Consider the following 26,958-nt stretch of genomic DNA (forward strand, 5'->3'; position numbering starts at 1 on the left):
GCGCGCTGGCATCGTCGAGTCATGCGATGCCGGCATGCCTGGCGGGGAGGGGCGATGAATGTATTGATGGTCGGGGCCGGCAATGCCGGATGCGCACTGGGCGCCTTGCTGGCGCTGGACGGGCACCGCGTGGCGATGCTTAAAACATCGCGGTCCATGCACGATGAGAACTTCGATGCCGTGTGCGCCAGCGGCACCATCAGCGTGGCCGGCAACGCCGGCGGCGCGGTCCAAAGCGCCCCCATCGCGCTGGCCACGCGCGATCCGGACGCAGCGTTCGCGGTCGCGCCCGAGGCCATCATCGTCACCACCCAGACCCAGTGCCATGCGCGTATCGCCGCGCTGATCGGCCCCCGTCTAGCGGCCGGCCAGCTGGTGCTGCTGGCCCCGGGCTACATGGGTTCCTGCCATTTCCTGCCGTGGCAGGCCAGCGCCGGCTTCCTGCTGGCCGAAGGCGAAAGCCTGCCGTACGACGCGCGCCTGGCGGCGCCCGGCGCCGTCACCATCCTGTTCCGCAACACCCGCAACGCGCTGGCGTTCGTGCCGCGCGCGCGCGGCGCCGAAGGCCTGGCGCGCGCCGCGCGCCTGTTTCCCACCTATGTTGCCACCCGCACCAACGTGGTCGAATCGGCGCTGCACAACCCGAACCTGATCGTCCACACCATCGGCACCTTGCTTTCGGCCAGCCGCATCGAATACGCGCGCGGCGACTTCTGGATGTACCGCGAAGCCTTCACGCCATCCGTGCTGCGCCTGCTTGCCCGGCTCGACGCCGAAAAAAACGCCGTCATCGCCGCCACCGGCGGCAAGCCCTCGCCGTATTTCGACGAGTGCCGCTTCCGCAACGAACAAGACCTGGCACAGGAGCCGCTGTCGGTGTTCCGCCGCTATGCGCAAGAGGGCGGCCCGAAGGGGCCGGCCAGCCTCGACACCCGCTTCATCACCGAAGACGTGCCGATGGGGCTGGCGCTGATGTCCTCGATCGGCAGGCTGATGGAGGTGCCGACGCCGGTGGCCGACGCGCTGATCGTCATCGCCGGCGGCCTGCTCGGGCGCGACTTCGGCGCCGGGGCGCGCACCCTGGCCAGCCTCGGCCTGGGGCACCTGACGGCGGCCGAATTCCACCGCACCATCAACGGATAGCGCGATGACGCTCTCAGCCTGGCTTGCTGCGCAGTACTACGCCTGGCGGCCATGGCTGCCCGAGCGCCTGCTGTACCACCCGGATTTTTTCCGCGTGCTGGCGCTGCTCGAACTGGACCCGGCGCTCGGCGCGGCGCAGGCCAAGGTGCGCTTGCGGCATATCCTGGTCGATGCGCTGACCCATGTGCCGTACTACCGCGACAACGTGCCGGTCACGCCCGGCGAGGCGCGCCACGAACCCCTGCACGAGGTGTTCGCGCGCTTCCCGCTGCTGTCCAAGGACCAGGTGATGGCCCAGCAACGCGCCTTCCTCGACCAGCGCTTCGATCCCCGCAAGCTGCTGTACGCCACCAGCGGCGGCTCGTCGGGGCAGGGCATCGGCATGTGGCGCAGCAAGCGCGTGGCCGACATCGAGAAGGCGTTCTTCACCCGCGAATGGGGCAGGTTCGGGTTCAGCTTCAGCAAGTCGCGCACCTTGCGCATTGGCGCCGATGCGCGCCGCCTGGCCCACGAAAGCCCATGGCGCCTGGTCGGCAACCGTCTCATGCTCTCGCCATACCACGTCAACCCGCGCCACCGGGAAGCGATCGGCGGCGCAATCAGGCGCTTCCAGCCAGCCTTTGTGCACGCCTACCCAAGTTCGGCGGCGGCGCTGGCCGAACTGCTCTCGCCCGACGACATCGCGGTGCCCCCGAAGGCGGTGCTGCTGGCATCGGAGCCAGCCACCAATTTGCAGCTCGCCGCGATCGCCCGCCTGTTCCGCTGCCCGATCTCGCTCAATTACGGACTGTGCGAACGCACCAACCTCGCGTTCGCCAGCCATGTCGATGGGGTCACCTCGCCCTATGTTTTCGACCCTTTGTATAGCTGCTCTGAAAACCGGGTGGCCGACGGGCGCGCCGAAATCGTCGGCACCTCGCTGTGGAACGACGTCATGCCCTTGATTCGCTACCGCACCGGCGACTACGGCCTGATCGAGCCGGACGGGCGCTGCGCCGCCATCGACGGGCGCGGCCACGAATTTCTGGTCGACCGCTACGGCAACCATATCCCGGGGCTGGCCATCGTCATCGACGAGTCGACCTGGGACTTCGTGCGCCTGTACCAGGTGCGCCAGACCCGGCCCGGCGCGATTTCGCTCGCGGTGGTGGGGCGCCACGGGCCGCTGAGCGCGGCGCAGAAAGGATTCTTGCAGCACGCCCAGCGGCGCCGGTGGGGCGGCTTCTTCGATATCGCCATCGAGGAGGAGAGCGACATCCCGCTGGCGGCCAATGGCAAGCGCCGGCTGGTGGTGGGCTTGCCCTGAGCGGGCGCGCACAATTGCCATTGTTGCAATAACGAAATGGCCACATGGGTTAAAATTCTTCAGCCCCATTCGTTGCAACTAGGAAATCATGCGTCGCACGCCCCTGTCCATCGCCTTCGTCATCCGCGATCCGCTGCCGCCGATCCGTGCCGACGTGCTGACCCTGTTCGGCGCCGAGATGCCGCGCTACGGCATTGGCACCGAGCTGGTCGGGCAGGCGGGCGGCGCCGCGCCCGCGGACGGCTGGGACGGCGGCGCGGTCCACCCGGTCGGCAGCCTCAGGCACCGGCTGGCCAGCGTGCTGTCGCCGTTCTGGGACGCCGCCGGCCTGGTCCGGGCCTGGCGCCGCGGCCCGCTCGATGCGATCCAGGTGCGCGACAAGATCGCCAGCGGACTGGTCGGACGGGTCGCCGCCGCCGCGCTGGGCCTGCCTTTCGTCTACTGGATGTCGTTCCCGATCGTGGAGGGCTTCGAGGCGCGCCGCGACCAGCTCGGCCGGCAAGGCAGCACGCTGCTGTGGCTGGCCCACGCGATCCGCGCCGCGCTGTCGCGCTTTGTGCTCTACCGGATGGTGCTGCCCGGCGCGCGCCATATTTTCGTGCAGAGCGACGCGATGGCCGACTGGCTGGCGGCCAAGGGCGTCGCGCGCGCCCGCATGACGGCGGTGCCGATGGGCGTCGACGCGGCCGTGTTCCGGCGCGAGTCGGTCATCCCGAGCACCGACCCGCGCCTCGATGGGCGCCGCGTGATCGTCTACCTTGGCCGCATCGCGCAATCGCGCGACTCCGGTTTCCTGCTGGACGTGGCCGCGGCGCTGCGCGAGCGCCAGCCCGACATCCTGCTGGTCATCGCCGGGGACGCGCCGTCCGCCGACGAGATGGCCTGGATGCGCAGCAGCATCGCCGCGCGCGGGCTCGGCGACCATGTGCTGCTGACTGGCTGGCTGCCCCAGCACGCCGCGCTCGGCTACGCGGTGCGCGCCGAAGTGGGCCTGTCGCCGATTCCGCGCGGGGTGCTGTTCGACGTGTCCTCGCCGACCAAGCTGCTCGAGTACCTCGCGCTGGGCATTCCCAGCGTCGCCAACGACATCCCCGACCAGCAGCTCGTGGTCACCCAGAGCGCCGCCGGCCTGTGCGCCCCGATGGAGGCGGCGGCGTTCCGCGATGCCGTCCTGGAACTGCTGGGCAACCCGATCATGGCGTCGCAGTTCGCCGCGCGCGGCCCGGCCTGGGTGCGGACCCACCGTACCTACACCGTGCTGGCCGGGCGGGTCGCCGCCGCGTACGAGCGCATCCTGCCCGACCGTGCCGGATGAGCCCGCACCTGTCTTGCTGCGCACAACTGCCAGGACCCCGTCCGGGTCCGATGAGGTATCATCGATTTATTGCTCCAATGATATTACTGGATGATGAAAACGCTGCAACACACCGGCGGAATGCGCGCGTGACGGCCATGGCTCCCAGGGTGCTGATGATCGGTACCGCGCTGTCCGGCAAGGGCGGGATCGCCGCCGTGGTCTCGGTGCTCGACCAGGACGGCCTGTTCGCGCGCGAGGGCGTGCGCTACCTGGCGACCCACGCCGACGGCACGCGCGCGGCCAAGGCGCGCGTGGCGCTGGCCGGCTTCTGGCGCACCGCGCTGGCCTGCCTGACCGAGCGTCCGGCCGTCGTCCACGCCCATTCGGCCTCGCACGCGAGCTTCTTCCGCAAATCCCTGCTGCTGCTGATCGCGCGCCGCTGCGGCGCGCGCACCGTGTTCCACCTGCACGGCGGCGGCTTTCGCGATTTCGCCACGCGCGAATCGGGGGCGCTGGCGCGCTGGTGGATCCGCCATACGCTCGAGGCCAGCTCGGTGGTGATCGCCCTGTCGGCGGGCTGGGCTGCTTTCCTGGCCGGATTCGCGCCGCGAGCGACCGTCCGCGTGGTCCCCAATGCGGTCGATGTCGCGCGCCTGGCGTCGGCCAGCGCAGAAGAAGCCGGGCGCGTTCTGTTCCTCGGCCGCGCCGAGCCGGCCAAGGGCGTCTACGAGCTGCTCGCCGCGGTGGCCGCGCTGGCGCCGCGGTTCCCGGCGCTCCGGCTGGCGCTCGGCGGCGACGGCGACCTGGCGCTGCTGCGCACGCGCGCCGCGCAGCTGGGCATCGCGGAGCGGCTCGACATACTCGGCTGGATCGGTCCGCAGGACAAGGCCGACCAGCTGGCGCGCGCCGCCGTGTTCTGCCTGCCGTCCCATGCCGAGGGCTTGCCGATGGCCTTGCTGGAGGCGATGGCGGTGGGCAAAGCGGTGCTGGTCTCGGACGTCGGTGCGATCCCCGAAGCCGTTACCGACGGCGACAACGGCTTGCTGGTGGCGCCGCGCGACGTGGCGGCGCTGGCCGCCGCGCTGGAGCGCCTGCTGTCTGACCACGCGCTGCGCCGCCGCCTCGGCGCGCATGCCCGCCAGACCGTGGCGGAACGATTTTCCACTGCGGTCGTCGGCGCCACGCTGTCCGGCGTCTACCGCGAACTGTGCCAAGGAGACTTGCGATGAGCCGACAACCGCCCGTCGAACGGCTGGCCTGGCTGGTCAACCGCCTGCGCTGCATGTCGTTCGGCGAAGTCGGCTACCGCATGCAGCAGGCGGCGGTCGGCCGGATCGAACGGCGCGGCATGAGCCGCTGGACCGCGCCGGCGCCCGGCGGCGAGTCGACCGGCCTGCCGCGCGCGGCCACGCCGCCGCTGCTGCCGGGCGAAACCGACGCCATCCTGGCCGACGCGGCGCGCATCCGCGACGGCGACGTGATGCTGTTTGCCGACGCCCGCTTCCATGTCGGCGCCCGGCCCGAATGGAACCGCGACCCGGCCAGCGGCGTGCTCGGCCCGGCCGTCTTCGCCGGCGACATCCGCATCACCGACCGCGCGCTGGTCGGCGACATCAAGCACGTGTGGGAGCTGAACCGCCACCTGCACCTGGTGCGGCTGGCCCAGGCCTGGCAGGCCAGCGGCGATGACCAGTGGCTGGCGGTACTGCGCACGCAGATGGCCGGCTGGCTGGAACAGTGCCCGCCGATGACGGGCCCGAACTGGACCAGCTCGCTGGAGATGGGTATCCGCCTGATCAACTGGTCGCTGGTATGGCAGCTGGCCGGCGGCGCCGACGGCGCGCTGTTCGGCGGCGACGGCGGGCAGGCGCTGCGCCGCGCATGGCTCGACAGCATCTACGCGCACTGCCAGTCGATCGCGCGCCACCTGTCGCGCCATTCGTCGGCCAACAACCACCTGATCGGCGAGCTGGCCGGCCTGTACGTCGCCACCAGCGCGTGGCCATGCTGGGACCAGTCGGCGCGCTGGCGCGCGCAGGCCGCGCGCGAACTCGAAGACCAGGCGCTGGCGCAGTTCTCCAGCGATGGCGTCAACCGCGAGCAGGCGTTTTCGTACCACGTGTTTTCCAGCGAATTCCTGTTCATCGCGGCGCTGGCGGGGCAGGCGGCGGGACGGCCCTTTTCCAGCCAGTACTGGGCAGCGCTGGAACGCGCACTGCACTTCCTGCGGTCGGTGACCGACGTGGGCGGCCATGTGCCGATGGTCGGCGACGCCGACGACGGCACCGTCTGGCGGCTCGACCCGGAGCACAACGACCGCGCCGCGCTGCTGCTGGCGCTGGGCAGCGCGCTGGCGGGCGAGCGCACCCCGCGCAGCGCCAGCGCCCGCTGGCTGCTGTGCGCGTTTCCCGGCCAGCACCCGCGCGCGATGCAGCCCGCCCCGCCCGGCGGCTGGTCGTTCCCCGAGGGCGGCTACCTGCTGTTCGGGCGCGACTTCGGCGCCGCCCGCGAGATCAAGGGGCTGCTCGATTGCGGGCCGCTCGGCTACCTCGGCATCGCCGCCCACGGCCATGCCGACGCCTTGTCGCTGACGCTGTCGGTGGCCGGCGAGGAATGCCTGGTCGATCCCGGCACCTATTCATACTGGCAGGACCAGAAGTGGCGCGATTATTTCCGCGGCACGTCGGCCCATAACACGGTGCGGGTGGATGGCCTCGACCAGTCGGTCAGCGGCGGGCGCTTCATGTGGATGCGCAAGGCGCGCAGCCATGTCGAGCGCATGCCGCAGTCGCCGGGCCAGTTCGACTTCCGCGGCACCCACAACGGCTACATGCGGCTGGCCGATCCGGCGCGCCATATCCGCGAAGTGAGGTTCGACGACGCCACCGGCACCCTGGTCGTCACCGACCGGGTCGCGGCGAAAGGCGCGCACACGGTTGAACAATTCTGGCACTTCGCCCCGGGCCTGGCGGTCACACGCAATGCGGGCGGCGTGCAGGTGCGCGGCAAAGCCTTCGCGCTGCAGCTCGACATCAGCGGGGAGGGCGCCACGGTGGCACTGGTGCGCGGGCAGGAACATCCGCCGCTGGGCTGGTACTCTCGCAGCTACGAGGCGAAACAGCCATGTGAAGTAGTAAAAATTACAACGGAATCGAACGGCGCAACGTTAGAATGCCGGTTTACAATATCATTTTTTTAATGTTTACCTGAAGGTTAGCTATGCCAACTATTTACCTGGTCGCGGGCGCCCGCCCGAATTTCATGAAGATTGCCCCCATCGTCCGCGCGTTCCAGGCGCAGCAGGCGCTGTCCTTCAAGATCATCCACACCGGACAGCACTATGACCGCGACATGAACGAGGTGTTCTTCGAGGAACTGGGCATCCCGCAGCCAGACGTGTTCATGGCCGCCGGCGGCGGCAGCCACGCGCAGCAGACCGCCAAGATCATGATCGGCTTCGAAGAGCTGTGCATGGCCGAGCGCCCGGCAGCGGTGCTGGTGGTGGGCGACGTCAATTCGACGCTGGCCTGCTCGATCGTCGCCAAAAAGCTCGACATCCCGGTCGCCCACGTCGAAGCGGGCCTGCGCAGCGGCGACATGTCGATGCCGGAAGAGATCAACCGCCTCGTCACCGACAGCATCTCGGACTGGTTCTTCGTCACCGAGCCGGCCGCGCTGGCGCACCTGAAGCACGAAGGCAAGCCCGATGCGGCGGTGCACTATGTCGGCCACGTGATGGTCGATAACGTCTTGTTCCAGGCCGACAAGCTGACCCGCGCCGACACCAGCGGCTTCGACACCGCGCCATTCAAGGCCGCGCGCACCGAGGCCAGCCAGCGCTACGGCGTGGTGACGCTGCACCGCCCGAGCAATGTCGACGATGCCGCCAACTTCGCCCGCATCGGCGCGGCGCTGCGCGAACTGTCCAGCGAGCTGCCGCTGATCTTCCCGGTCCACCCGCGTACCCGCGCCAACCTGGAAAAGTTCGGCATCGATCTCGGCCCGAACATCACGCTGGCCGGCCCCCAGGCCTACATGGCCTTCCTCAACCTGTGGAAAGACGCGGCGGTGGTGCTGACCGACAGCGGCGGCCTGCAGGAAGAAACCACCGCGCTGGGCGTGCCGTGCGTGACGATCCGCGAAAACACCGAGCGTCCGGTGACGGTCGACGAAGGCTCGAATGTGCTGGCCGGCACCGATCCGGAAAAGATCCTGTTCGAAGCGCGCAAGGTGCTGCGCGGCGAAGGCAAGACCGGCCGCCGCCCGCACCTGTGGGACGGCAAGGCGGCCGAGCGCATCGTCGAGATTCTCGCGAGGTATGTGTCATGACCGGGCGCATCACGTTGATGGGGTGCCAGGTCGATAACCTGACGATGGAAGAGACGCTCGGCAAGGTCGAGGGTTTCATCGCGTCGGGCCGGCCGCACCAGCACGTGGTGGTCAATGTCGACAAGCTGGTCAAGGCCAGCCGCGATCCATCCCTGCGTCGTATCATCAACGAATGCGCCCTGATCAATGCAGACGGCATGCCGGTGGTGTGGGCCTCGCGCCTGCTCGGCAAGCCGCTGAAAGAAAGAGTGGCCGGCGTCGACCTGTTCGAGGCGCTGATGGCGCGCGCGGGCGACAAGGGCTGGCGCGTGTTCCTGCTCGGCGCGCGCGACGAGGTGGTGCGCGCGGTCAGGGACACCTACCAGCGCCGCTACCCCAGGCTGGCCATTTGCGGCTGCCGCGACGGCTACTGGACGGGCGAGCAGGAGGAGGCGCAGGTGGCCGCGCAGGTGAGGGAGAGCCAGGCCGACCTGCTGTTCGTGGCGATCAGCTCGCCAAAGAAAGAGCAATTCCTCGGCCGCTGGCAAGCCGACATGAAGATCCCGTTCGCGATGGGCGTCGGCGGCACCTTCGACGTCGCGATCGGCAAGGTGAAACGCGCGCCGCTGTGGATGCAGAAGTCGGGCCTCGAATGGTTCTACCGTTTCCTGCAAGAGCCGCGCCGCATGTTCCGCCGTTATTTTATCGATGACATGGCCTTTATCTGGCTGTTCATCAAAGAGGCCGCTGGCCGCTGATTTATTCCGTCATTCCCGTGCGAGCGGGAATCCATGCCGAGCGCGATGCGCCGGCGCTTGATGGGTTCCCGCTTGCGCGCGAACGACCTACACATAGAGGACACAGATGAAGATACTCGTTACCGGCGGCATGGGCTATATCGGGTCCCATACCTGCGTCGAACTGCTCAATGCCGGCCACCAGGTGGTGGTCTACGACAACCTGTCCAACAGCAGCACCAGCGTCGGCGACCAGGTCGCCCGGATCACCGGCAAGCAGATGGCCTTCATCGAAGGCGACATCCGCGACCGCGCCGCGATGGAAGCGGCGTTCGACGGCAACGGCATCGAGGCGGTGATCCATTTCGCCGGCCTGAAGGCGGTCGGCGAATCGGTCGCCCAGCCGCTGCGCTACTACGACAACAATGTCTACGGCAGCCTGGTGCTGTTCGAGACGATGGCCAAGTTCGATGTCAAGACGCTGGTGTTCTCGTCGTCGGCCACCGTCTACGGCGACCCGGCCAGCGTGCCGATCACCGAAGACTTCCCGCTGTCGGCCACCAATCCCTACGGGCGCAGCAAGCTGATGATCGAAGACATGCTGCGCGACCTGTCGGTGTCGGACCCGAGCTGGCGCATCGCGCTGCTGCGCTACTTCAATCCGGTCGGCGCGCACGAAAGCGGTCTGATCGGTGAAGAGCCGAACGGCATCCCGAACAACCTGGTGCCGTACATCGCCCAGGTCGCCGATGGAAGGCGCGAATTCCTGTCGGTCTACGGCGGCGATTATCCGACCCCCGACGGCACCGGCATGCGCGACTATATCCATGTTGTCGATCTGGCCATTGGTCATGTAAAAACGCTAACCAAGCTGGCGACAGGTCCCGGTGTTGTTACGTACAATTTGGGAACAGGGCGCGGCAACAGCGTGCTGGAGATGGTACGTGCCTTCGAGCAGGCCTGCGGCAAACCCATTCCCTACAAAATCGTTGACCGCCGCCCCGGCGACATCGCCAAGTGCTATGCCGACCCGGTCCGCGCTCAAACCGAGCTCGACTGGAAGGCTGAACGCGATGTCGCACAAATGTGCGCCGATGCATGGCGATACCAGTCAACGCCGAAGTAGAGAGAAGGATGTACCAATGAAAGCTATGATTCTGGCGGCAGGCAAGGGAACACGCGTACGACCACTGACATATGATCTGCCAAAACCAATGATCCCGCTGCTTGGCAAGCCGGTCATGGCTTATCTTGTAGAACATCTCGCCAAGCACGGCGTCACCGAAATCATGGTCAATGTCAGCTATCTGCACGACAAGATCGAAGAATATTTCGGTGAAGGCCACCAGTTCGGTGTCCAGATCGGCTATTCGTTCGAAGGCTACACCAACGACAATGGCGAAGTCGTGCCGCAGCCGATCGGTTCGGCCGGCGGCATGAAAAAAATCCAGGAATTCGGCGGCTTCTTCGACGAGACCACGATCGTGCTGTGCGGCGATGCGCTGATCGACCTCGACCTGAAGTCGGCGCTGTTCGAGCACCGCCGCAAGGGGGCGCTGGCCTCCGTCATCACCCGCGAAGTCCCGTGGGACAAGGTGTCCAGCTACGGCGTGGTGGTCACCGACAAGGATGGACGCATCACCCAGTTCCAGGAAAAGCCCGCCAAGGAGCAGGCGCTGTCGAATTTCATCAGCACCGGCATCTATATTTTCGAGCCTGAAGTCATCGACCTGATTCCATCGGGGCGGTCGTTCGACATCGGTTCCGAGCTGTTCCCGCTAATGGCCGAGCGCGGCTTGCCGTTCTACGCGCAGAAGCGGCCGTTCAACTGGCTCGACATCGGCAGCGTGGCCGACTACTGGGAAGTGCTGCAGGATGTGCTGAAGGGCGAAGTGGCCCACATGGATGTCCCCGGCGTGCAGGTCGAAGACGGCGTCTGGGTCGGCCTCAACACCAGCGTCGACTGGAACGGCACCGTCATCAAGGGGCCGGTCTACATCGGCTCGGGCTGCCTGATCGAACAAGGCGTGACGATCATCGGGCCGACCTGGATCGGCCATGGCAGCCACATCTGCGAGGGTGCGGAAATCGTGCGCAGCGTGTTGTTTGAATATACAAGGGTGTTGCACGATGTAACGTTGCATGAAATGATAGTATTTAAAGATTATAGTGTCGATCGTCAAGGCGAGATGAAGCACAGTACCGAATATTTGTCCGAAGAATGGGTCAATGCGCGCGACCGGCGCCAGCATCGCCGCTCCGAAGGCGACATGATTTACGCAAAATAAATAAGGATTTACATGAAAATTTACCCAGTCATCCTCTCCGGCGGCGCCGGTACCCGCCTGTGGCCGCTCTCGCGCGCAGTGCTGCCCAAGCAGCTGCTGCCGCTGGTGACGGACCGCACCATGCTGCAAGAGACAGCATTGCGGGTAGGGGACTGGCCTGAACTGATGGCGCCGCTGGTTGTCTGCGGTAATGACCATCGCTTCATGGTGGCCGAACAGATGCGCGAAATCGGCGTCACGCCGCTGGGCATCCTGCTGGAACCGGCAGGGCGCAACACCGCGCCTGCCGTGGCCGCCGCAGCCAACTACCTGATGGCGATCGATCCCGACGCCGTCATGCTGGTGCTGCCGGCCGACCACGTCATCAAGGATAAACAGGCCTTCGCCAGCGCCGTCGCGCGCGCCGCCAACACGGTGCGCGATGGCGCTCTGGCGACCTTCGGCATCGTGCCGACGGCGCCGGAGACCGGCTACGGCTACATCCGCCGCGGCGCCGCGATCGGCGCGGAAGACTGCTACCAGGTCGAGCGCTTCGTCGAAAAACCCGACGGCGCCACCGCCGAGGGGTTTGTCGCCGACGGCGGCTACTACTGGAACAGCGGCATGTTCCTGTTCCGCGCCCAGACCTACCTGAATGAACTGGCGCAGTTCAAGCCGGACATCGCCGCCGCCGCCGAAGCGGCGGTGCGCCTCGGCTACCGCGACCTCGATTTCTGCCGCCTCGACGAAGCCGCGTTCGCCGGCAGCCCGTCGGACTCGATCGACTACGCGGTGATGGAGCGGACCTCGCACGCGGTGGTGGTGCCGGCCGATATCGGCTGGAGCGATGTCGGCTCCTGGTCGGCGCTGTGGGAAGTGCAGCAGGGCGATGCCGACGGCAACGTCCAGCGCGGCGACGTCTACCTGGACGGCGTATCCAATTCGCTGGTGCGTGCCGAAAGCCGCATCGTCGCCGTGGTCGGCGTGTCCGACCTGGTCGTGGTGGAAACACCGGACGCGGTGCTGGTGGCGCACAAGAGCCAGGTCCAGCGCGTCAAGCAGATCGTCGACCACCTGAAGTTCAAAGATCGTACCGAGCACCTCCACCACACCAAGGTGTACCGTCCGTGGGGTTACTACGAAGGCATCGATGCGGGCGAGCGCTTCCAGGTCAAGCGCATCTGCGTCAAGCCGGGCGAAAAGCTGTCGCTGCAGATGCACCACCACCGCGCCGAGCACTGGGTTGTCGTCAGCGGCACCGCGCGGGTCACCTGCGGCGAGACGGTCAGCCTGCTGGCCGAGAACGAGTCGACCTATATTCCGATCGGCATGAACCACCGCCTGGAAAATCCGGGCAAGGTGCCGCTCCACATCATCGAGGTCCAGTCGGGCAGCTACCTTGGCGAGGACGATATCGTCAGGTTCGAAGACATTTACCAACGCGCGTAAGCGCGGCAAGCAAGGAGGCTCAGGCCTCCTTTTTTTTCGTCCGGAAATGCGCACCGACTGTCAGGGCCACTGTGGTAGGTTTCACTGATCACCGCAGCTTGAAGGGGGATGAGATGAACAACATCAAAATGGCGGGCGCCGCCCTGGTGCTGGCCTGCGCGTTGCCGGCCACCGCAGGCGCCATCCTTGGCGGCAGCGCACTGCTTGACGCCAGCGGCCACGCCCAGCTCGAGCGCTGGCTGGGGCAGGGCAAGTTCGACGTGTCGAACGTGTTCACGCGCGGCCTGGACGACAGCTCGGTCGATTTCCATGCAGCCACGGACGGCCGCGGCCCGACCTTTACCCTGATGCAGGTCACCAACGCGAGCGGCCACAGCTTCCTGGTGGGCGGCTTCAATCCGCAAAGCTGGTCGTCCAGCGACGGCTGGCACGACACGCCAGGCGATCCGTATCGCAGCGCCTTCATCTTCAACATGACCGAGCCGGCGCTGTACCGCCAGGTGCTGTCCGATTACGTGCTGCCCAGCCAGGGCGAGCGCCAGACCTTCAACGGCATCGATTACGGCCCCACCTTCGGCACCGGGCACGACCTGTACGTCAACGCCGCGCTGACGGCGGCGTTCTCGTGGCAGGTCACCTATGGCGATCCGCTCGATTCCGGCTTGTCGATCATCGACCGCTCGCTCGGCGGGCAGCTGGTGAAAGTCGATGCGCTGGAGGTGTTCACGCTGTCGCCAATTCCCGAGCCGGCCACCTACGCGATGCTGCTGGCCGGGCTGGCGCTGCTGGGCGGCGCGATCCGGCGCGCCTGTCCCTCCTCGGTCTCGCGCTGGCGCGGATGGCCGGCAACAGCTGCTGCCCGCGGTGGTGACCGGGTCCGAGCCGCTGTATCCGGTGCAGCGAACACTGATCCAGGACGTATCCGGCTGCAAGGTGGTTGATTTATACGGCATGGCCGAACATCAGCAACAAGCTCGACGTCAGCCTGCGCATACTCGACGACATCCCGCTGCTGCCGAGCGGAAAATACCAATGGGTGGCGCAGGAATGACCGGGCGCGCGCTTAATCGCGTCGGCCCGTGCCGCGCGGCGGCGCCGCTATAATCGAGCGGCCGCTGCCGGCGTGGTGTGTTGACAGACCAGGGGCCCCGATGCGACTGCGTGTAACCGTGACCGTCTTTCTGTGCCTGGCCGGCATGGCGCACGCCGCGCACGCGCAGTTCAAGGCCGCGCCGCGCGCCCGCTTGACGCCATCGCAGCTGGCCATCGTCATCAACGACGACGACCCCAACAGCGTCGCGGTGGGCGCGTATTACCGCAAGGTGCGCGACATCCCGCACGCCAACGTGGTGCATGTCAACATCCCGAACCGGCCGCAGCGGCTCGACGCGGCCCAGTTCGCCGTGCTCAAGAAGGACATCGACCGCCAGCTCGGCGCGGGCATCGAGGCGGTACTGATGATCTGGACCGCGCCCTACGCGGTCGAATGCAACGCCATCACCAGCGCCTTCACGCTCGGTTTCGACGCCGCCCAATGCCTGCGCAGCTGCGCCCCCGGGCGCCCCAGCAAATATTTCAATTCCGCCGCCACCCAGCCTTATACGCAGGACGGGATGCGGCTATCGATGCTGCTGCCCACCGAATCGGTGCCGCAGGCCAAAGCGGTCATCGACCGCGGCGTCGCCGCCGGCTTTCGGGTGCTGCCCGCTACCGCCTACTTCATGGTCACGTCGGACGCGGCGCGCAATGCGCGCGCCAGGTTTTATCCGCCGCCGGCGCGGCTGGCCTCCAGAAAAATCGCCACCAGGGTCGTCAAGGCCGACGTGCTCGAAGGCGCCGACGACATCATCATCTACCAGACCGGCATGCGCCACGTGGGCAAGCTCGACACGCTGGGATTCCGCCCCGGCGCGCTGGCCGACCACCTGACGTCGCTGGGAGGCGACCTGCTCGGCCAATCGCAGATGAGCAGCCTGCGCTGGCTCGAGGCGGGCGCCACGGCCAGCTACGGCACGGTCAGCGAGCCGTGCAACCACTGGCAGAAATTCCCCCATCCGGCCATCCTGCTCAAGCACTACGTCGGCGGCGCCAGCGCCATCGAAGCCTACTGGAAAAGCGTTGCCTGGCCCGCCCAGGGCCTGTTCATCGGCGAGCCGCTCGCCACCCCTTACCGCCGCTAGCAACGCCGGCGCCGCATGCAGGGCGCATAGGGCGGAACGCCAAATTAGTCCGATCGGACTAAGCCGCAGTCATCAGCTTGTCATTTAACGCAATTACTATCCTTTTTGCTAACAAGCAGTACTTTTTGCTAACAATCGGCGGCTTCGGGCATGGTCTTTCCATCACGGCTGGCGTTTTTACGGGACTTTCAATGACTAAGATTCATGCTCCAGGACGCCTTACCGTCCTCGCCGCGTTGCTCGCCGGGATGGCCGCGCCAGCCTTCGGCGCATCCGACATCGTCATCAGCCAGGTGTATGGCGGCGGCGGCAATAACGGCTCTGTCTACAAATACGATTTCGTCGAGTTGTTCAACCGCGGCGCGACCGCGGTCAGCCTCGACGGCATGAGCATCCAGTACACCTCGTCGAACGGTCCCGGCGCGACCGGCACCAGCAACTGGGGCGTCGCCGTCCTGCCCGCGAAGACGCTGCAGCCGGGCCAGTTCTTGCTGATGCAGATGGCCGCGGGCGCAGGCACCCAGCCGAACCTGCCGGTCACGCCCGATGGTAATGGCAGCCTCAACCTTTCCGGCACGGGCGGCAAGATCTTGCTCAGCAGCGGCAGCGCGCCGCTGACCGGTTTCCAGCCGACCACCTCGGTGCTGGACTTGCTTGGCTGGGGCCAGACCAATGGCTTTGAAGGCGCGTTCGCGGCAGGCACGAGCAACGCCACCGCAATTGCCCGCATCAACGCCTGCACCGACACCGACAACAACGCGGCCGACTTCGCCGTGCAGGCGCCGGCGCCGCGCAATACCGACACCGCGGCGACGCCGTGCGGCGGCACGCCGGTGTTCCCGATCATCGCCAGCTGCCCAGCGAGCCTGATGGTCCAGCAGGGCGTGGCCGGCTCGGCGCCGCTGTCGGCGTCGGACGAGGACGGCATCGTCACCGCCGCGTCGATCACCGGCGGTTCGGTCGCAGGCATCGCGCTGGCAGGCTTCAGCGCCGCCGCTGGCAACGGCCAGGCCTCGACCGTGAACTTGAATGTCGCCGCCAATGTGGCCGTCGGCAGCTATCCGGTGGTCGTCAACTTCACCAACAACCAGGAGCAGAGTAAGAGCTGCACCATCAACGTCAGCGTGCAGGGCCTGGCCGCCGTCACCCATACGATTCCTGAAATCCAGGGCGCGGACGCCAAGAGCCCGTACGACAACACCGTGCAGACCACCGAAGGCGTGATCACGCACAAGGTCAGCACCGGCTTCTTCATCCAGGATGCGGCCGGCGACGGCCTCGCCACCACCTCGGACGGTATTTTCGTCTACATGGCCAACACCCCGGTGACTGCCAGCGTCGGCGACCTGGTCCGCGTGACCGGCACCGTCACCGAGTTCACCCCAACCGGCGCCAGCCGCAGCTACACCGAGCTGAAGGACACCAGCGCGATCCTGGTGCGCAGCAGCGGCCATGCGGTGACGCCGACCAATATCGATTCGCTGGCCGCACTGGCCAACGTCGAAGGCATGCTGGTCAACTTCACCAATACGCTGACCGTCAACCAGACCGGCTTCCTCGGCCAGCGCGGCGAACTGACCCTGTCGGTGGGCCGCCGCGAGACGCCGACCAACCGCTTCCGCCCGAATTCGCCGGAAGCGCTGGCGCTGGCTGCCGAGAACAATGCCAACCAGATCGTCCTCGACGACAGCATCTTCGTCACGCCGGTAGTGATTCCGTATATCGGCGAAGACAGCACCGTGCGCGCCGGCGACAGCGTGACCGGCCTGACCGGCGTGGTCGATTTCGGCGCCATCGGCGGTGGCGGCGCCGCCTTCAAGCTGCAGCCGACCGAAGCACCGATGTTCTCGCGCACCAACCCGCGCACCGAGGCGCCAGTGGTCGCCGCCGGTAACGTCAAGGTGGCCAGCGCCAACGTGCTGAACTACTTCACCACCTTCACCAACGGCAGCGACGTCAGCGGCGCGACCAACCAGGGCTGCAAGGTCGGCAGCACCACGCGCGCATCGAACTGCCGCGGCGCCGACAACCTGGCCGAGTACGTGCGCCAGCGCGACAAGATCGTCCATTCGCTCAAGGCCATCGACGCCGACGTGGTCGGCCTGATGGAAATCCAGAATAACGACGACGTCGCCGTGTCGTACCTGGTCGATGCGCTCAACCAGGCCGTCGGCTTTGCCACCTACGCCTATGTGCCGCGTCCGCCGGCATTGGGCACCGACGCGATCCGGGTGGCGATGATCTACAAGCCTGCCAAGGTCACGCTGCAAGGCGCGGCGCTGTCCGACGGCGACGCGGTCAACAACCGTCCGCCGATGGCGCAGACCTTCAAGGCCGCCAACGGCGCGCGCTTCTCGGTCATCGTCAACCACCTGAAGTCGAAGGGTTGCGGCGGCGCGTCCGGCCTCAACGCCGATCTCGGCGACGGCCAGTCGTGCTTCAACGCCGACCGCGTCGAACAGGCGGTGCGCCTGCGCGACGTGTTCATCCCGCAGGTGGTCGCCGCCAGCGGCGACAGCGACGTGCTGGTCATCGGCGACATGAACGCGCATGGCTTCGAAGATCCGATCCATGAACTGACCAAGGCCGGCTATGTCAACCAGCTCGAACGCTTCGTGCGCCCGCATGGCATTCCTTACTCGTACGTGTTCGGCGGCCAGAGCGCCTACCTCGACCATGCACTGGCAAGCGCCTCGCTCAACGGCCAGGTTGCCGGCGCCGTCGAGTGGCACAACAATGCCGACGAGCCGGAAGTGATCGACTACAACCTGGACGGCAAGCCGCAGGACCTGTACGTCAACAACGCCTACCGCGCGTCGGACCATGATCCGGTCGTCGTCAGCCTGGCCCTGGCGCCAACCTATGCCGACGCCACCGCCAGCTTCAGCCGCGCGCTGTCGGGCCCGACCTACAACCGCAGCACCGGCAAGTACGCCGGCAAGGCGACCTTCACCAACAAGACCGGCGCCACCATCAGCGGCCCGTTCCATGTGACGTTCAGCGGCCTGGCTGCCGGCATCACGCTCGACAACGCGAGCGGCCAGCACAACGGCGTGCCGTACATCACTGCCAGTGCGGCATCGGTCGCACCAGGCGCGACCGTCACCGTGTCGATGACCTTTACCAACCCAGCCAAAGCCGCCATCGGTTTCAGCAATGCCGTGTACACCGGCGCTTTCTAAGGAATGACCAACATGTTCAACATTCAAAACCTCTTGCGCCAGGCAATGCTCGCCCTGGTACTGTGCGGCGCCAGCATCGCTGCCCACGCTGACGTGATCGCGGGCAGCTACCGCGTCACGCTCAATTCGAACGTCGCCGGCGCGACCTTCCTCGACATGAACTTCAACGGCTTCGACGGTGCGGCGGTGGCCACGGCCACCATCTCCAACCTGCAGGGCGCGTTCAATGGCGTCGATTCGACCATCGGCATCGTCGGCGAGCTGCCGGGCGGCGTCTTCTCCATCGACAACCAGGGCTCGAATTTCCTGACCCACAGCATCACCGCGGGCGGCTTGCTGAGCTTTGACGTGGTGTTCAGCGGCGCGTTCATGACCGATCTGGGCGAGTTCACCAGCGTCTTCTCGGCGGCGCTGCTCGATGCCGACTATATGCCGCTTGGCAACCCAGAAGGCGACGTGATCTTCTCGATCGCCCAGCTGAGCGCGGCCGGTGCGGCCGCCGTCGGCATCGAGACCTTCGGCGACGCCATGGTGACGGTCAACGCGGTGCCGGAACCGTCCGAATTGCTGCTGATGCTGACCGGCCTGGCGCTGATGGGCGCGATGGTGCGCCGCCGCCAGCGTTAAGCGATGCGGCCACGGGCCACACCGGCCCGTGTTGTGCAAGCACATTTGTTCGGAAACGACAGATGTGCTTTTTTTTATCCGCTGTGCAACTTGTCTCTTAGAATAGGACAGGTTTTTCATGCACAGGGTTTTTTCATGGCAGCAAAGGTTCTCGTGGTGGATGCCGACCAGGCGGTCCAGCAGCTTATCGGACTCAACCTCGCAAGCGCGGGCTACCAGGTCCTGGCCGCCGGCGGTGCCGAGGCGGCCCTGTTGATGCTCGACGAGGATCTGCCCGACCTGGTGCTGTCGGAATGGACGCTGCCGGGGCAGTCCGGCGTGGCGCTGGTGCGGCGCATGCGTGCGCAGCCACGCACGCGCGAACTGCCGGCGATCATCGTCAGCGGACGCTGTTGCGAGCATGACAAGGTGCTGGCGCTGGAGTCCGGCGCCGACGATTACATTACCAAACCATTCGGCACCCGCGAAATGCTGGCCCGCATCCACGCGCTGTTGCGCCGGCGAGCGCCGCACGCGGCGGCGGACACCATCCAGATGGCCGGCCTGCGGCTTGAGCCCGGCACCCAGCAAGTGACGGCGGGCGTCCAACAGATCTCGCTCGGCCCGATCGAATTCCGCTTGCTCAATTTTCTGATGCACCATCCGGAGCGCGTCCATAGCCGTTCCCAGCTGCTCGACAAGGTGTGGGGCAGCCACGTCTACCTCGACGAGCGCACCGTCGACGCCCATGTCGGTCGCCTGCGCAGCGCGCTGCAGCCGAGCGGCCACCACGAGCATATCCAGACCGTGCGCGGCAGCGGCTACCGCTTCGTGGTCGCATCGGAAACCCGTCAGCGGCTGGGCTGGCCGAGCGCGGCCTGACGCCATGAACGACGTGGTCATCCTGTCGCCGCTCGAGCAGGAATATTTGCTGCGCGTGATAGAGGCGGGCGCCAGGGTGCGCGACATGCGCCAGTTTTTCCTCTGGACGCAGGGGCAATTGCAGGCCTTGCTGCCGCACCAGGTGATGCTGTGCATGGAGTACGGGCCGGGCGACTCGCTGCGCCGCCTCGAATGCCTGCACGGCGCGGTGCTCGGAGAACCGGTCCAGCGGCAGCTGGCCGATCCGGTCCACGGGCTAGCGGCCCAGATCGCCCGCGCCGGACGCGATGGCTGGCGGATGCCGGCGATTGCCGTGGCCGGGCAGGGCGGGGCGCCGGCCGCCGTCCAGCAGCGGCTGGAGAAGAGCGGCTTCGACAATGTGCTGGTCAACGGCAGCGGCGTGCTCGCTGGGGGCGCCAGCGTTTTTGCGCTGCTGGGACTGCCAATGAAGCCTGGCCCGCGCCAGGCTTATTTCCTCGAACTGGTGCATCCGCACCTGCACTTCGCCCTGCTGCGCTCGTCGCACAAGGAAACGCCGCGCGCCGCCCAAGCCAGTGTGGCCGCGGCGCGGCCGCTATCGGCCCGCGAGGCGGAAATTCTGTCGTGGGTGAGGGAAGGGAAGAGCAACTTCGAGATCGGGAGCATCCTGGGAATCAGTGCGCTCACCGTCAAAAACCACCTGCAGCGGGTGTACCGCGCGCTCGGCGTCAGCAACCGCGCCCATGCACTGGCGCGCTGCCATGCGCTGGGCCTGCATGACCCGGGCGCCGCGCCACTGGCGCCGCCGCGGCGCGCCTGAACCCGCAGCGGCCCGGCGCGCTTACTGGGCGCGCTGCAGCGTCGCGGTACCGAGCAGTTCCGGCAGGCGGGCTTCGGCCACGACCAGCGCGTGGGCCGGTACGTTCGGGTAGGCCGGCTGGCTGGTTTCCTGTGCCTGCGCGGCGCGTTCCATCGATGCGGTGCGGAACTGGTCGGCCAGGCCATCGGCGCCGCCCAGGCAGGACGGATCGTTGCAAGCCGACGCGAGCGGCATCAACGCCGGGGCAGGGGTGGCGGCCAGCGCCGCCGGCGCTGCCGTGGCCGCCATAGGCTCATGCTGGCCACCGCAGGCGCCCAGCACGGCAAGAACGATCGAGGCCACGAGGGTACGGAGGGTGCGCGCGTTCATGAATGTTTCCCTAAGGCTAATACGATTAACGTAAAGCATTGTATTCCCGAATTTTTCCGCAAGCCAACTTTTCTTTATTGATCCTGCGCAAAGATTTACGTTTTTGCATTGCGATGCAGAGGAGATCCATGATGTTGACGGCTATTAGGCGAAATTATCGTTGAGGAAAGAAGAATTCTATAGCAGTGGCGTAACATTTCCGCGACGAAAAAAATGAAAGTTGTAAAAAAATGTATGAATGCTGGTGCCGGCGCCGCGTCGATAGTGGCGAAACGAAATCGCTTCACCGTAACTTCGACCGCGCGAGCGTGTATTGACGTCAGACGCCGCCCCTGGCGTTGATCGGAGTGGATTTGTAAATACGAAAATGCGGAAAATTTGTCTTAAATTTGTCGACCTTTTTTACATGCGGCGATGATGTCGGTGCGCTACTTCACCCAAGTTGTTGATTAGTTTGGAGTCTTTCCAGTAGGCACAGATCATGCTTATAGCTGAGTGGCTGTCTTGATTTCGGCGGGCAACGGAAGTTGCTTTACGCGCCAGGCCATCGGTCTTGGCGCACTCATAATTATTTTAGAACTAGGGGATTTCGTGGCTACATTCAATCAGACGCGAGTAGGCGGCAAGCTGTTCAAGCAGCTGGCTCTGGCAGCAGCACTTTGCACCGCAGGCGTGGCAAACGCAGGCGTGCTCACTTTCGAAGGCGCAACGACGCCATTCGTGTTTTCCGGTGAATCTATTACCGATGGCAAGTACACTGTCACCAGCTATAACGGCTCCGGCGTCCCAGGCTTCTCCGGCATGTTGATCGACGGTGCCGAGCAGGGCGATATCTGCGCCGGCGCAGAACTCAAATGCCCGCAGAACAACACCAGCACCTACTACGCCTCTCTGGCTGACAGCTACATCTTCCTGGAACTGAACAGCGGCAACAGCTTCCGTCTGGAAAGCTTTGACGCCAGCTTCATCGGTACCAGCAGTGTCTTCACCCGCGGTTTGCTGGTCCTGCAAGGCTTCGGTCAGGATGGCCTGGCGCTGGGTGGCGCATTGCAGGTCGGCTTGCCGCCAGCGGTCAGCGGTCAATACAACTTCGGCAACGTCGTGCTGGGTGATCTGTTCAGCACCGAGTTCGCCTTCATCCGCATTCTTGGCTATGGCTGCAACGACGCCGGCCAGTGCAACCGCACTCAGAATGCAGGCAACTTCGCGATCGACAACATCGTGACGTCCGGCGACGTTCCAGAGCCTGCAACCCTCGGCCTGCTGGGCCTTGGCCTGCTGGGAATGACCGCGCTGCGCCGCCGCAAGCAAGCTGCCTGAGCAGCCCTGCCAAACCATTTGACCTGATCGAGAACCGTTCATGATGCCCAAACTCCGCCCAATTTCCCTGGCAGCGATGCTGCTGCTGTCCGGCGTCACCCTGGCCGTATCGGCCCAGGAAGCACGCCGTCCGTATATCATCCAGCTGCAAGACCAGCCTGTCGCCGCCTACACCGGCGGCGTCGCCGGCCTGCCTGCGACCCAGCCACAGCCGGGTGCCGCTTTCGACTACAACACCAGCGACGTGCAGGACTATGTCCGCTACCTCGACAACAAGCGCCAGTCGGTCCAGGCCACCGTCGCCAATGCGCCGATCATCGCGACCTATGATGTCGTGCTGAACGGCTTCGCCGCGATGCTGACCGATGCCGAAGTGCTGCAGCTCAAGAACAACGCCGCCGTTGCCGATGTGCACGCCGACGTCGCGCGCCACGTCGACACCGTTTCCACCACCGAGTTCCTGAAACTGACCGCCTCCGGCGGCCTGTATTCGCAGTTTGCCGGCGGTGCGCAGGTCAAGGGCGAAGATATGGTCGTCGGTATCGTCGACGGCGGTATCTGGCCAGAAAACCCAGCCTTCGCTGACCGCGTCGATGCCAACGGCAAGCCGACCTTCAATGCGTCCGGCACCCTGGCATACACCGGCGCGCCAGCCTCGTTCAAGGGCGGTTGCGCTGCCGGCGAGGGTTTCGATCCAGTCAAGCATTGCAACAACAAGCTGATTGGCGCGAAGTACTTCAACGCCGGCTTCCTGGCCTCGGGCCGGACCAAGAACTGGACCGAGTACTACTCGCCACGCGACTCGAACATCGGCTTCAACGGCGTATCGTCGGGCCATGGCGGTCACGGTGACCACACCGCCTCGACCGCTGCCGGCAATGCCGGTGTCGCAGTCGTAATCAACGGCATTCCGATGGGCGATGCCTCCGGTATTGCGCCGCGCGCCCGCGTTTCCTCCTACAAAGTGTGCTGGACTTACGACGACCCGACCAATCCGGACGGCTCGAATGCGCGTAATTCCTGCTTCAATTCCGACACGATCGCTGCGATTGACGAGGCGGTCAAGGATGGCGTCAACGTCATCAACTACTCGATCAGCGGCTCGCAGACTTCCTCGGCCGACCTGGTCGAGCAGGCCTTCTACCGCGCTTCGCTGGCCAACGTGTTCGTCGCCGCTTCGGCCGGCAACTCCGGTCCTGCCAATGCCGTCGCCCACATCAGCCCTTGGGTGACCACGGTTGCGGCATCGACCCACGACCGCAACTTCCTGGCCAATGTCACGCTGGGCAACGGCGCTGCCTACTCGGGCGCATCGACCAACACCACCGTCGTCACCGCCACGCCGATGATCCTGGCGGAAAACGCCGCCCTCGGTGCGGGCAATTCCAGCCTGTGCTACAGCGGCGCGGCGCCTGCCGGCCAGTCCAACCTCGACCCGGCCAAAGTCGCCGGCAAGATCGTGGTCTGCACCCGCGGCGAGAACGCCCGCGTCGACAAGAGCCTGGCCGTGCTCAATGCCGGCGGTGTCGGCATGATCCTGGTCGACAATGGCGCCGGACTGGTGTCCGAAGTCCATTCGGTACCGACCGTGCACGTCACCGCTGCTGACGGCGCCATGATCAAGGCCTACGCACCTACCCCAGGCGCCGTGGCAACGATCAACCGCTTCGCCAACGTGTCCAAGCCTGCGCCGATCATGGCCGGCTTCTCCTCGCGCGGCCCGAACCAGGGCGACTTCAATGTCCTGAAGCCTGACCTGACCGCCCCTGGCGTGGACGTCATCGCCAGCGTGACCCCGTCCCTGACCCAGGACCAGCGCAACGGCGTGGCCGACGGTTCGTTCGTACCGCCAGAAGCGTACTCGTCGTACCAGGGCACCTCGATGTCGAGCCCGCACGTGGCCGGTGTCGCGCTGCTGCTGCGCCAGCTGCGTCCTACCTGGTCGCCAGCCGCGGTCAAGTCGGCACTGATGACCACCGCGTTCAGCACCCTGAACGACGGCCTGGCTGCACCATCGAATGGCTTGCTGCCATGGTCGCAAGGCGCTGGCCACATCGATCCGAACAAGGCTGCCAATCCGGGCCTGGTCTACGATGCAGGCAAGGCTGACTATGTACAGTACCAGTGCAAGGTCAACCGTACTTCGGTGACCCCGGCGTCCGATTGCACCACCTTCGGCACCCTGGACGAAACGTATAACCTGAACCTGCCGTCGATTACCGTCGGCCAGGTCCAGCAAAGCGTCACCGTCCGCCGTCGCGTGACCAACGTCAGCGGCTCGCCAGCGACCTTCAATGCCACCGCATCGGTCCCGAACTACACCACTGTCGTCACCCCTTCGACGCTGACCATTCCGGCCGGCGCCAGCGCCAACTTCACCGTCAAGCTGACCCCGAACGGCGCGCTGACCAACACCTGGTACTTCGGCCAGCTGGTCTGGAGCGACGGCACCACCACGGTGCGCAGCCCGATCCAGGCACGTGCCGCGCAGTCGATCACCGCGCCAGCTGAACTGACCAGCGACAAGACCTCGGGCAGCAAGCTGTTCCTGGTCAAGACGCTGTACTCGGGTGTGATGTCCTCGTTCAAGGGCGGCCTGAAAGACGTGACGATGGGCGCAACCGCGTCGCTGGCGCCAACCGCGGCCAGCAGCGCTACCCTGCGCACGGCGTGCGGCAACGGTTCGATGAGCGGTTCGGTCAAGACCTACCAGGTCACGATCCCGGCCGGCACCATCGTGGCGCGCTTTGCCCTGCGTCAGCAGGACACCAGCAGCCCTGGCGATGACAACGACATGGGTATCCTGTCGCCAAGCGGCGCCTGGCTCTACTCGGGTAACGACGGTTCCAACGAATCGGTTCAGATTAGCAGCCCTGCTGCCGGTACCTACCGCGTCTGCGTCCTGGCCTACGGTGGCGGCGACGTCATGACCCACAAGCTATCGTCGTGGGTCGTCACTCCGGCTGACGTTGGCGGCAAGCTGGCCGTGGCAATTCCTGCCAAGGTCGTTGCTGGTGCTAACACCACGGTGGGCATGAGCTGGTCCGGCCTGCAATCGGGCAAGCGTTATGTGGGCGGCGCGCAGTTCCGCGATGCGGCCGGCAACGTCCAGGCCACCACGGTCCTGCGTGTTGACACCGGTAGCGCTTCGGTGCCTGCAGCCGACGCTGGCAGCAAGCAGAGCAACGTCAACAAGTAAGCAAGTGAAGTAGGACAGCCGCCTGGTCCGCCAGGCGGCTGTTTGTGTTTTGGGGGGCGCTTTTTCGCTGCTGTAAAGACGATGCGTGTCGGCTGGTTGACATGCCCCGAAAACAAGCCAAAGAAAAGTTGTCTCATCCATTGGCGGCATGGTAGCCTTGCACGCCAATCGAGTTTGGCAGTACGCATCAACATTGTTGTAATCCAGGAGACGGCAGCATGGTTCGACCAGCGAAACACGGCGCACATATTGAGCTTTCGGCAAACCCGCGCGCACGCGGCTTCACCCTGCTCGAACTGCTGGTGGTGATCGTCATCATCGGCCTGCTGGCCGCCTATGTCGGCCCGAAATATTTCTCCCAGCTTGGCAAATCGGAAGTCACGATCGCCAAGGCCCAGATCGAAGCATTCGAAAAATCGCTCGACACCTACCGCCTCGACGTCGGCCGCTATCCCAGCACCGAAGAGGGCATGGCCGCGCTGATGGCCGCGCCGCCGGCGGCCGGCATCAAGTGGAACGGCCCGTACCTGAAAAAAGGCGTGCCGCAAGACCCGTGGGGCCAGCCCTACCAGTACCGTTCGCCAGGCAGCAAGGGCGAGTACGAGATTGTCTCGCTCGGCCGCGACGGCCAGCCAGGCGGCACCGGCGACAACGCCGACATCAGCTCGCAGTAAGCGCGCCACCACCAACGATTTCGCCAAGGCACCATGCAGTTTGCTGTCCGTACCCTCGCGCCTGACATGTCGATCGCCAGCCAGGTCGTGGACGCCCACGACGCGGCCGACGCGCGCCGCCAGGTCGAGGCGCGCGGCCTGTTCGTCAGCGCCGTCGAACCGGTGCGCGCGGGCGGCCTGCGCAAGCGCGGCGCCCCGCGCATGTCGCTGGTGCTGTTCAGCCAGGAGCTGCTGGCGCTGCTGACGGCGGGCCTGGGCATCGTCGAGGGCCTCGAAGCCCTGCTCGAAAAGGAAGCCAACCCGTCCACCCGCGGCGTCATCGAACGCCTGCTGGGCGGGCTGCGCGAAGGCAAGCGCTTCTCGACCGTGCTGGCCGAGCAGCCCGACCTGTTTCCCCCTCTGTATATCGGCATCGTGCGCGCCGCCGAAGGCACCAGCGACCTGCCGCGCTCGCTGTCGCGCTACATCGACTACCAGCAGCGCATCGACCTGGTGCGCAGCAAGATCGTCAGCGCCGCGATCTACCCGGTGATCCTGCTGGCTGTCGGCGGCGGCGTCAGCGTATTTTTGATCGCCTATGTGGTGCCGCGCTTCGCCGAGGTCTATCAGGGAGCAGGGCGCAACCTGCCCTGGATGTCGCAGATGCTGCTGTCGTGGGGCCAGTTCGCGGCCAGCCACACCAGCGTGCTGCTGGCCGGCGCCGCGGCGCTGCTGGCCGCGCTGGTGTTCGGCCTGCGCCGGCTGGCCGGCAATGGCGGCTTCGCCCGGTTGGCCGCGCGTCTGCCCGGCATCGGCGAACGCGTGCGCATCTATGAACTCTCGCGCCTGTACCTGACCCTCGGCATGCTCAGCGAAGGCGGCATTCCGCTGGTGCAGGCGATCGGCACCGTGCAGGCGATGGTCTCGCCGAGCATGCGCGCCAACCTCGCCGCCGCCCGCGCCGAGATCGAGTCGGGCCTGCCGCTCTCTGGCGCCTTCGACGCCAACGGCCTGACCACGCCGATCTCGCTGCGCATGCTGCGGGTTGGCGAGCGCACCGGCGACATGGGCCCGATGCTGACCCAGTCGGCCGCTTTTTACGACGGCGAGATCACGCGCTGGATCGACCGCTTCACGCGCACCTTCGAGCCGCTGCTGATGGCGGCCATCGGGCTGGTGGTCGGCGCCATCGTGGTGCTGCTGTACATGCCGATTTTCGACCTCGCCGGAGACATGTCGTGAGCGCCGCGATCGACTCGGC

21 protein-coding genes are annotated in these 26,958 nt (G+C 66.0%); 20 read left to right on the top strand and 1 reads right to left on the bottom strand.

Annotated elements, in window-relative coordinates; all coding sequences use genetic code 11:
- Positions 1-54 precede the first annotated feature (54 nt).
- The 16 genes from I4X03_RS06130 (at position 55) to I4X03_RS06205 (ending at position 20,156) form a co-directional block, all read left to right on the top strand.
- The gene (locus tag I4X03_RS06130; RefSeq protein WP_223467154.1) at positions 55-1,143 is read left to right on the top strand and encodes an NAD/NADP octopine/nopaline dehydrogenase family protein; all 1,089 of its coding nucleotides are present in this window, start codon (positions 55-57) and stop codon (positions 1,141-1,143) included.
- 4 nt (positions 1,144-1,147) lie between these two features.
- Positions 1,148-2,449 carry a phenylacetate--CoA ligase family protein gene (locus I4X03_RS06135; protein ID WP_223467156.1) on the top strand — a complete coding sequence of 434 codons (1,302 nt, stop codon included), beginning with the start codon at positions 1,148-1,150 and terminating at the stop codon, positions 2,447-2,449.
- Between the two features lie 88 nt (positions 2,450-2,537).
- A complete protein-coding gene (locus I4X03_RS06140) occupies positions 2,538-3,764 on the top strand; it encodes a glycosyltransferase (protein WP_223467158.1) in 1,227 nt (408 codons plus the stop codon).
- 137 nt (positions 3,765-3,901) lie between these two features.
- Complete coding sequence (locus tag I4X03_RS06145) at positions 3,902-4,975, top strand: glycosyltransferase family 4 protein (protein WP_223467582.1); 1,074 nt, start codon at positions 3,902-3,904, stop codon at positions 4,973-4,975.
- Positions 4,972-6,945 carry a heparinase II/III family protein gene (locus tag I4X03_RS06150; RefSeq protein ID WP_223467160.1) on the top strand — a complete coding sequence of 658 codons (1,974 nt, stop codon included), beginning with the start codon at positions 4,972-4,974 and terminating at the stop codon, positions 6,943-6,945. The genes I4X03_RS06145 and I4X03_RS06150 overlap by 4 nt, the downstream gene beginning before the upstream one ends.
- A gap of 20 nt (positions 6,946-6,965) precedes the next feature.
- Positions 6,966-8,075 (top strand): non-hydrolyzing UDP-N-acetylglucosamine 2-epimerase, encoded by a 1,110-nt coding sequence (gene wecB / locus I4X03_RS06155; RefSeq protein ID WP_223467161.1) that lies wholly within the window; start codon positions 6,966-6,968, stop codon positions 8,073-8,075.
- Positions 8,072-8,812 (top strand): WecB/TagA/CpsF family glycosyltransferase, encoded by a 741-nt coding sequence (locus I4X03_RS06160; RefSeq protein WP_223467162.1) that lies wholly within the window; start codon positions 8,072-8,074, stop codon positions 8,810-8,812. Before wecB ends, I4X03_RS06160 begins: the two co-directional genes overlap by 4 nt.
- A gap of 106 nt (positions 8,813-8,918) precedes the next feature.
- Positions 8,919-9,917 carry a UDP-glucose 4-epimerase GalE gene (galE, locus tag I4X03_RS06165; RefSeq protein WP_223467163.1) on the top strand — a complete coding sequence of 333 codons (999 nt, stop codon included), beginning with the start codon at positions 8,919-8,921 and terminating at the stop codon, positions 9,915-9,917.
- A 16-nt stretch (positions 9,918-9,933) separates the two neighbouring features.
- Positions 9,934-11,079, top strand: coding sequence for a nucleotidyltransferase family protein (locus tag I4X03_RS06170; RefSeq protein WP_223467164.1), 1,146 nt, complete (start codon positions 9,934-9,936; stop codon positions 11,077-11,079).
- Between the two features lie 12 nt (positions 11,080-11,091).
- Positions 11,092-12,507: a mannose-1-phosphate guanylyltransferase/mannose-6-phosphate isomerase gene (locus tag I4X03_RS06175; RefSeq protein ID WP_223467165.1), complete on the top strand. Its 1,416-nt coding sequence runs from the start codon at positions 11,092-11,094 to the stop codon at positions 12,505-12,507.
- A gap of 113 nt (positions 12,508-12,620) precedes the next feature.
- Positions 12,621-13,448: a PEP_CTERM-anchored TLD domain-containing protein gene (locus I4X03_RS06180; RefSeq protein WP_223467166.1), complete on the top strand. Its 828-nt coding sequence runs from the start codon at positions 12,621-12,623 to the stop codon at positions 13,446-13,448.
- 210 nt (positions 13,449-13,658) lie between these two features.
- Positions 13,659-14,687, top strand: coding sequence for a TIGR03790 family protein (locus I4X03_RS06185; protein ID WP_223467167.1), 1,029 nt, complete (start codon positions 13,659-13,661; stop codon positions 14,685-14,687).
- A 191-nt stretch (positions 14,688-14,878) separates the two neighbouring features.
- The gene (locus I4X03_RS06190; RefSeq protein ID WP_223467168.1) at positions 14,879-17,869 is read left to right on the top strand and encodes an ExeM/NucH family extracellular endonuclease; all 2,991 of its coding nucleotides are present in this window, start codon (positions 14,879-14,881) and stop codon (positions 17,867-17,869) included.
- 12 nt (positions 17,870-17,881) lie between these two features.
- A complete protein-coding gene (locus I4X03_RS06195; RefSeq protein WP_223467169.1) occupies positions 17,882-18,496 on the top strand; it encodes an NF038129 family PEP-CTERM protein in 615 nt (204 codons plus the stop codon).
- Between the two features lie 135 nt (positions 18,497-18,631).
- On the top strand, positions 18,632-19,357 hold the full coding sequence (locus I4X03_RS06200; RefSeq protein ID WP_223467170.1) for a winged helix-turn-helix domain-containing protein: 726 nt from the start codon (positions 18,632-18,634) through the stop codon (positions 19,355-19,357).
- 4 nt (positions 19,358-19,361) lie between these two features.
- On the top strand, positions 19,362-20,156 hold the full coding sequence (locus I4X03_RS06205) for a LuxR C-terminal-related transcriptional regulator (RefSeq protein ID WP_223467172.1): 795 nt from the start codon (positions 19,362-19,364) through the stop codon (positions 20,154-20,156).
- Between the two features lie 21 nt (positions 20,157-20,177).
- Here I4X03_RS06205 and I4X03_RS06210 read toward each other — a convergent pair whose 3' ends face one another.
- Positions 20,178-20,525: a hypothetical protein gene (locus tag I4X03_RS06210; protein WP_223467174.1), complete on the bottom strand. Its 348-nt coding sequence runs from the start codon at positions 20,523-20,525 to the stop codon at positions 20,178-20,180.
- A 504-nt stretch (positions 20,526-21,029) separates the two neighbouring features.
- Here I4X03_RS06210 and I4X03_RS06215 point away from each other — a divergent pair.
- The 4 genes from I4X03_RS06215 (at position 21,030) to I4X03_RS06240 (ending at position 26,939) form a co-directional block, all read left to right on the top strand.
- A complete protein-coding gene (locus I4X03_RS06215; RefSeq protein WP_223467176.1) occupies positions 21,030-21,845 on the top strand; it encodes an NF038120 family PEP-CTERM protein in 816 nt (271 codons plus the stop codon).
- A 40-nt stretch (positions 21,846-21,885) separates the two neighbouring features.
- On the top strand, positions 21,886-25,044 hold the full coding sequence (locus I4X03_RS23175; protein WP_307735338.1) for a S8 family serine peptidase: 3,159 nt from the start codon (positions 21,886-21,888) through the stop codon (positions 25,042-25,044).
- Between the two features lie 218 nt (positions 25,045-25,262).
- Positions 25,263-25,718 carry a type II secretion system major pseudopilin GspG gene (gene gspG / locus I4X03_RS06235; RefSeq protein ID WP_223467178.1) on the top strand — a complete coding sequence of 152 codons (456 nt, stop codon included), beginning with the start codon at positions 25,263-25,265 and terminating at the stop codon, positions 25,716-25,718.
- Positions 25,719-25,751: 33 nt separating this feature from the next.
- Positions 25,752-26,939: a type II secretion system F family protein gene (locus I4X03_RS06240; RefSeq protein WP_223467180.1), complete on the top strand. Its 1,188-nt coding sequence runs from the start codon at positions 25,752-25,754 to the stop codon at positions 26,937-26,939.
- Positions 26,940-26,958 lie beyond the last annotated feature (19 nt).

Source organism: Massilia soli, from assembly GCF_016809835.1.
Taxonomy (GTDB): domain Bacteria; phylum Pseudomonadota; class Gammaproteobacteria; order Burkholderiales; family Burkholderiaceae_D; genus Telluria_A; species Telluria_A soli.

Excerpts from the sequence above, each read along its gene's own strand:
- I4X03_RS06130 (WP_223467154.1), top strand. The coding sequence starts at position 55 with ATGAATGTATTGATGGTCGGGGCCGGCAATGCCGGATGCGCACTGGGC.
- I4X03_RS06135 (WP_223467156.1), top strand. The coding sequence starts at position 1,148 with ATGACGCTCTCAGCCTGGCTTGCTGCGCAGTACTACGCCTGGCGGCCA.
- I4X03_RS06140 (WP_223467158.1), top strand. The coding sequence starts at position 2,538 with ATGCGTCGCACGCCCCTGTCCATCGCCTTCGTCATCCGCGATCCGCTG.
- I4X03_RS06145 (WP_223467582.1), top strand. The coding sequence starts at position 3,902 with ATGGCTCCCAGGGTGCTGATGATCGGTACCGCGCTGTCCGGCAAGGGC.
- I4X03_RS06150 (WP_223467160.1), top strand. The coding sequence starts at position 4,972 with ATGAGCCGACAACCGCCCGTCGAACGGCTGGCCTGGCTGGTCAACCGC.
- wecB (WP_223467161.1), top strand. The coding sequence starts at position 6,966 with ATGCCAACTATTTACCTGGTCGCGGGCGCCCGCCCGAATTTCATGAAG.
- I4X03_RS06160 (WP_223467162.1), top strand. The coding sequence starts at position 8,072 with ATGACCGGGCGCATCACGTTGATGGGGTGCCAGGTCGATAACCTGACG.
- galE (WP_223467163.1), top strand. The coding sequence starts at position 8,919 with ATGAAGATACTCGTTACCGGCGGCATGGGCTATATCGGGTCCCATACC.
- I4X03_RS06170 (WP_223467164.1), top strand. The coding sequence starts at position 9,934 with ATGAAAGCTATGATTCTGGCGGCAGGCAAGGGAACACGCGTACGACCA.
- I4X03_RS06175 (WP_223467165.1), top strand. The coding sequence starts at position 11,092 with ATGAAAATTTACCCAGTCATCCTCTCCGGCGGCGCCGGTACCCGCCTG.
- I4X03_RS06180 (WP_223467166.1), top strand. The coding sequence starts at position 12,621 with ATGAACAACATCAAAATGGCGGGCGCCGCCCTGGTGCTGGCCTGCGCG.
- I4X03_RS06185 (WP_223467167.1), top strand. The coding sequence starts at position 13,659 with ATGCGACTGCGTGTAACCGTGACCGTCTTTCTGTGCCTGGCCGGCATG.
- I4X03_RS06190 (WP_223467168.1), top strand. The coding sequence starts at position 14,879 with ATGACTAAGATTCATGCTCCAGGACGCCTTACCGTCCTCGCCGCGTTG.
- I4X03_RS06195 (WP_223467169.1), top strand. The coding sequence starts at position 17,882 with ATGTTCAACATTCAAAACCTCTTGCGCCAGGCAATGCTCGCCCTGGTA.
- I4X03_RS06200 (WP_223467170.1), top strand. The coding sequence starts at position 18,632 with ATGGCAGCAAAGGTTCTCGTGGTGGATGCCGACCAGGCGGTCCAGCAG.
- I4X03_RS06205 (WP_223467172.1), top strand. The coding sequence starts at position 19,362 with ATGAACGACGTGGTCATCCTGTCGCCGCTCGAGCAGGAATATTTGCTG.
- I4X03_RS06210 (WP_223467174.1), bottom strand. The coding sequence starts at position 20,525 with ATGAACGCGCGCACCCTCCGTACCCTCGTGGCCTCGATCGTTCTTGCC.
- I4X03_RS23175 (WP_307735338.1), top strand. The coding sequence starts at position 21,886 with ATGATGCCCAAACTCCGCCCAATTTCCCTGGCAGCGATGCTGCTGCTG.
- gspG (WP_223467178.1), top strand. The coding sequence starts at position 25,263 with ATGGTTCGACCAGCGAAACACGGCGCACATATTGAGCTTTCGGCAAAC.
- I4X03_RS06240 (WP_223467180.1), top strand. The coding sequence starts at position 25,752 with ATGCAGTTTGCTGTCCGTACCCTCGCGCCTGACATGTCGATCGCCAGC.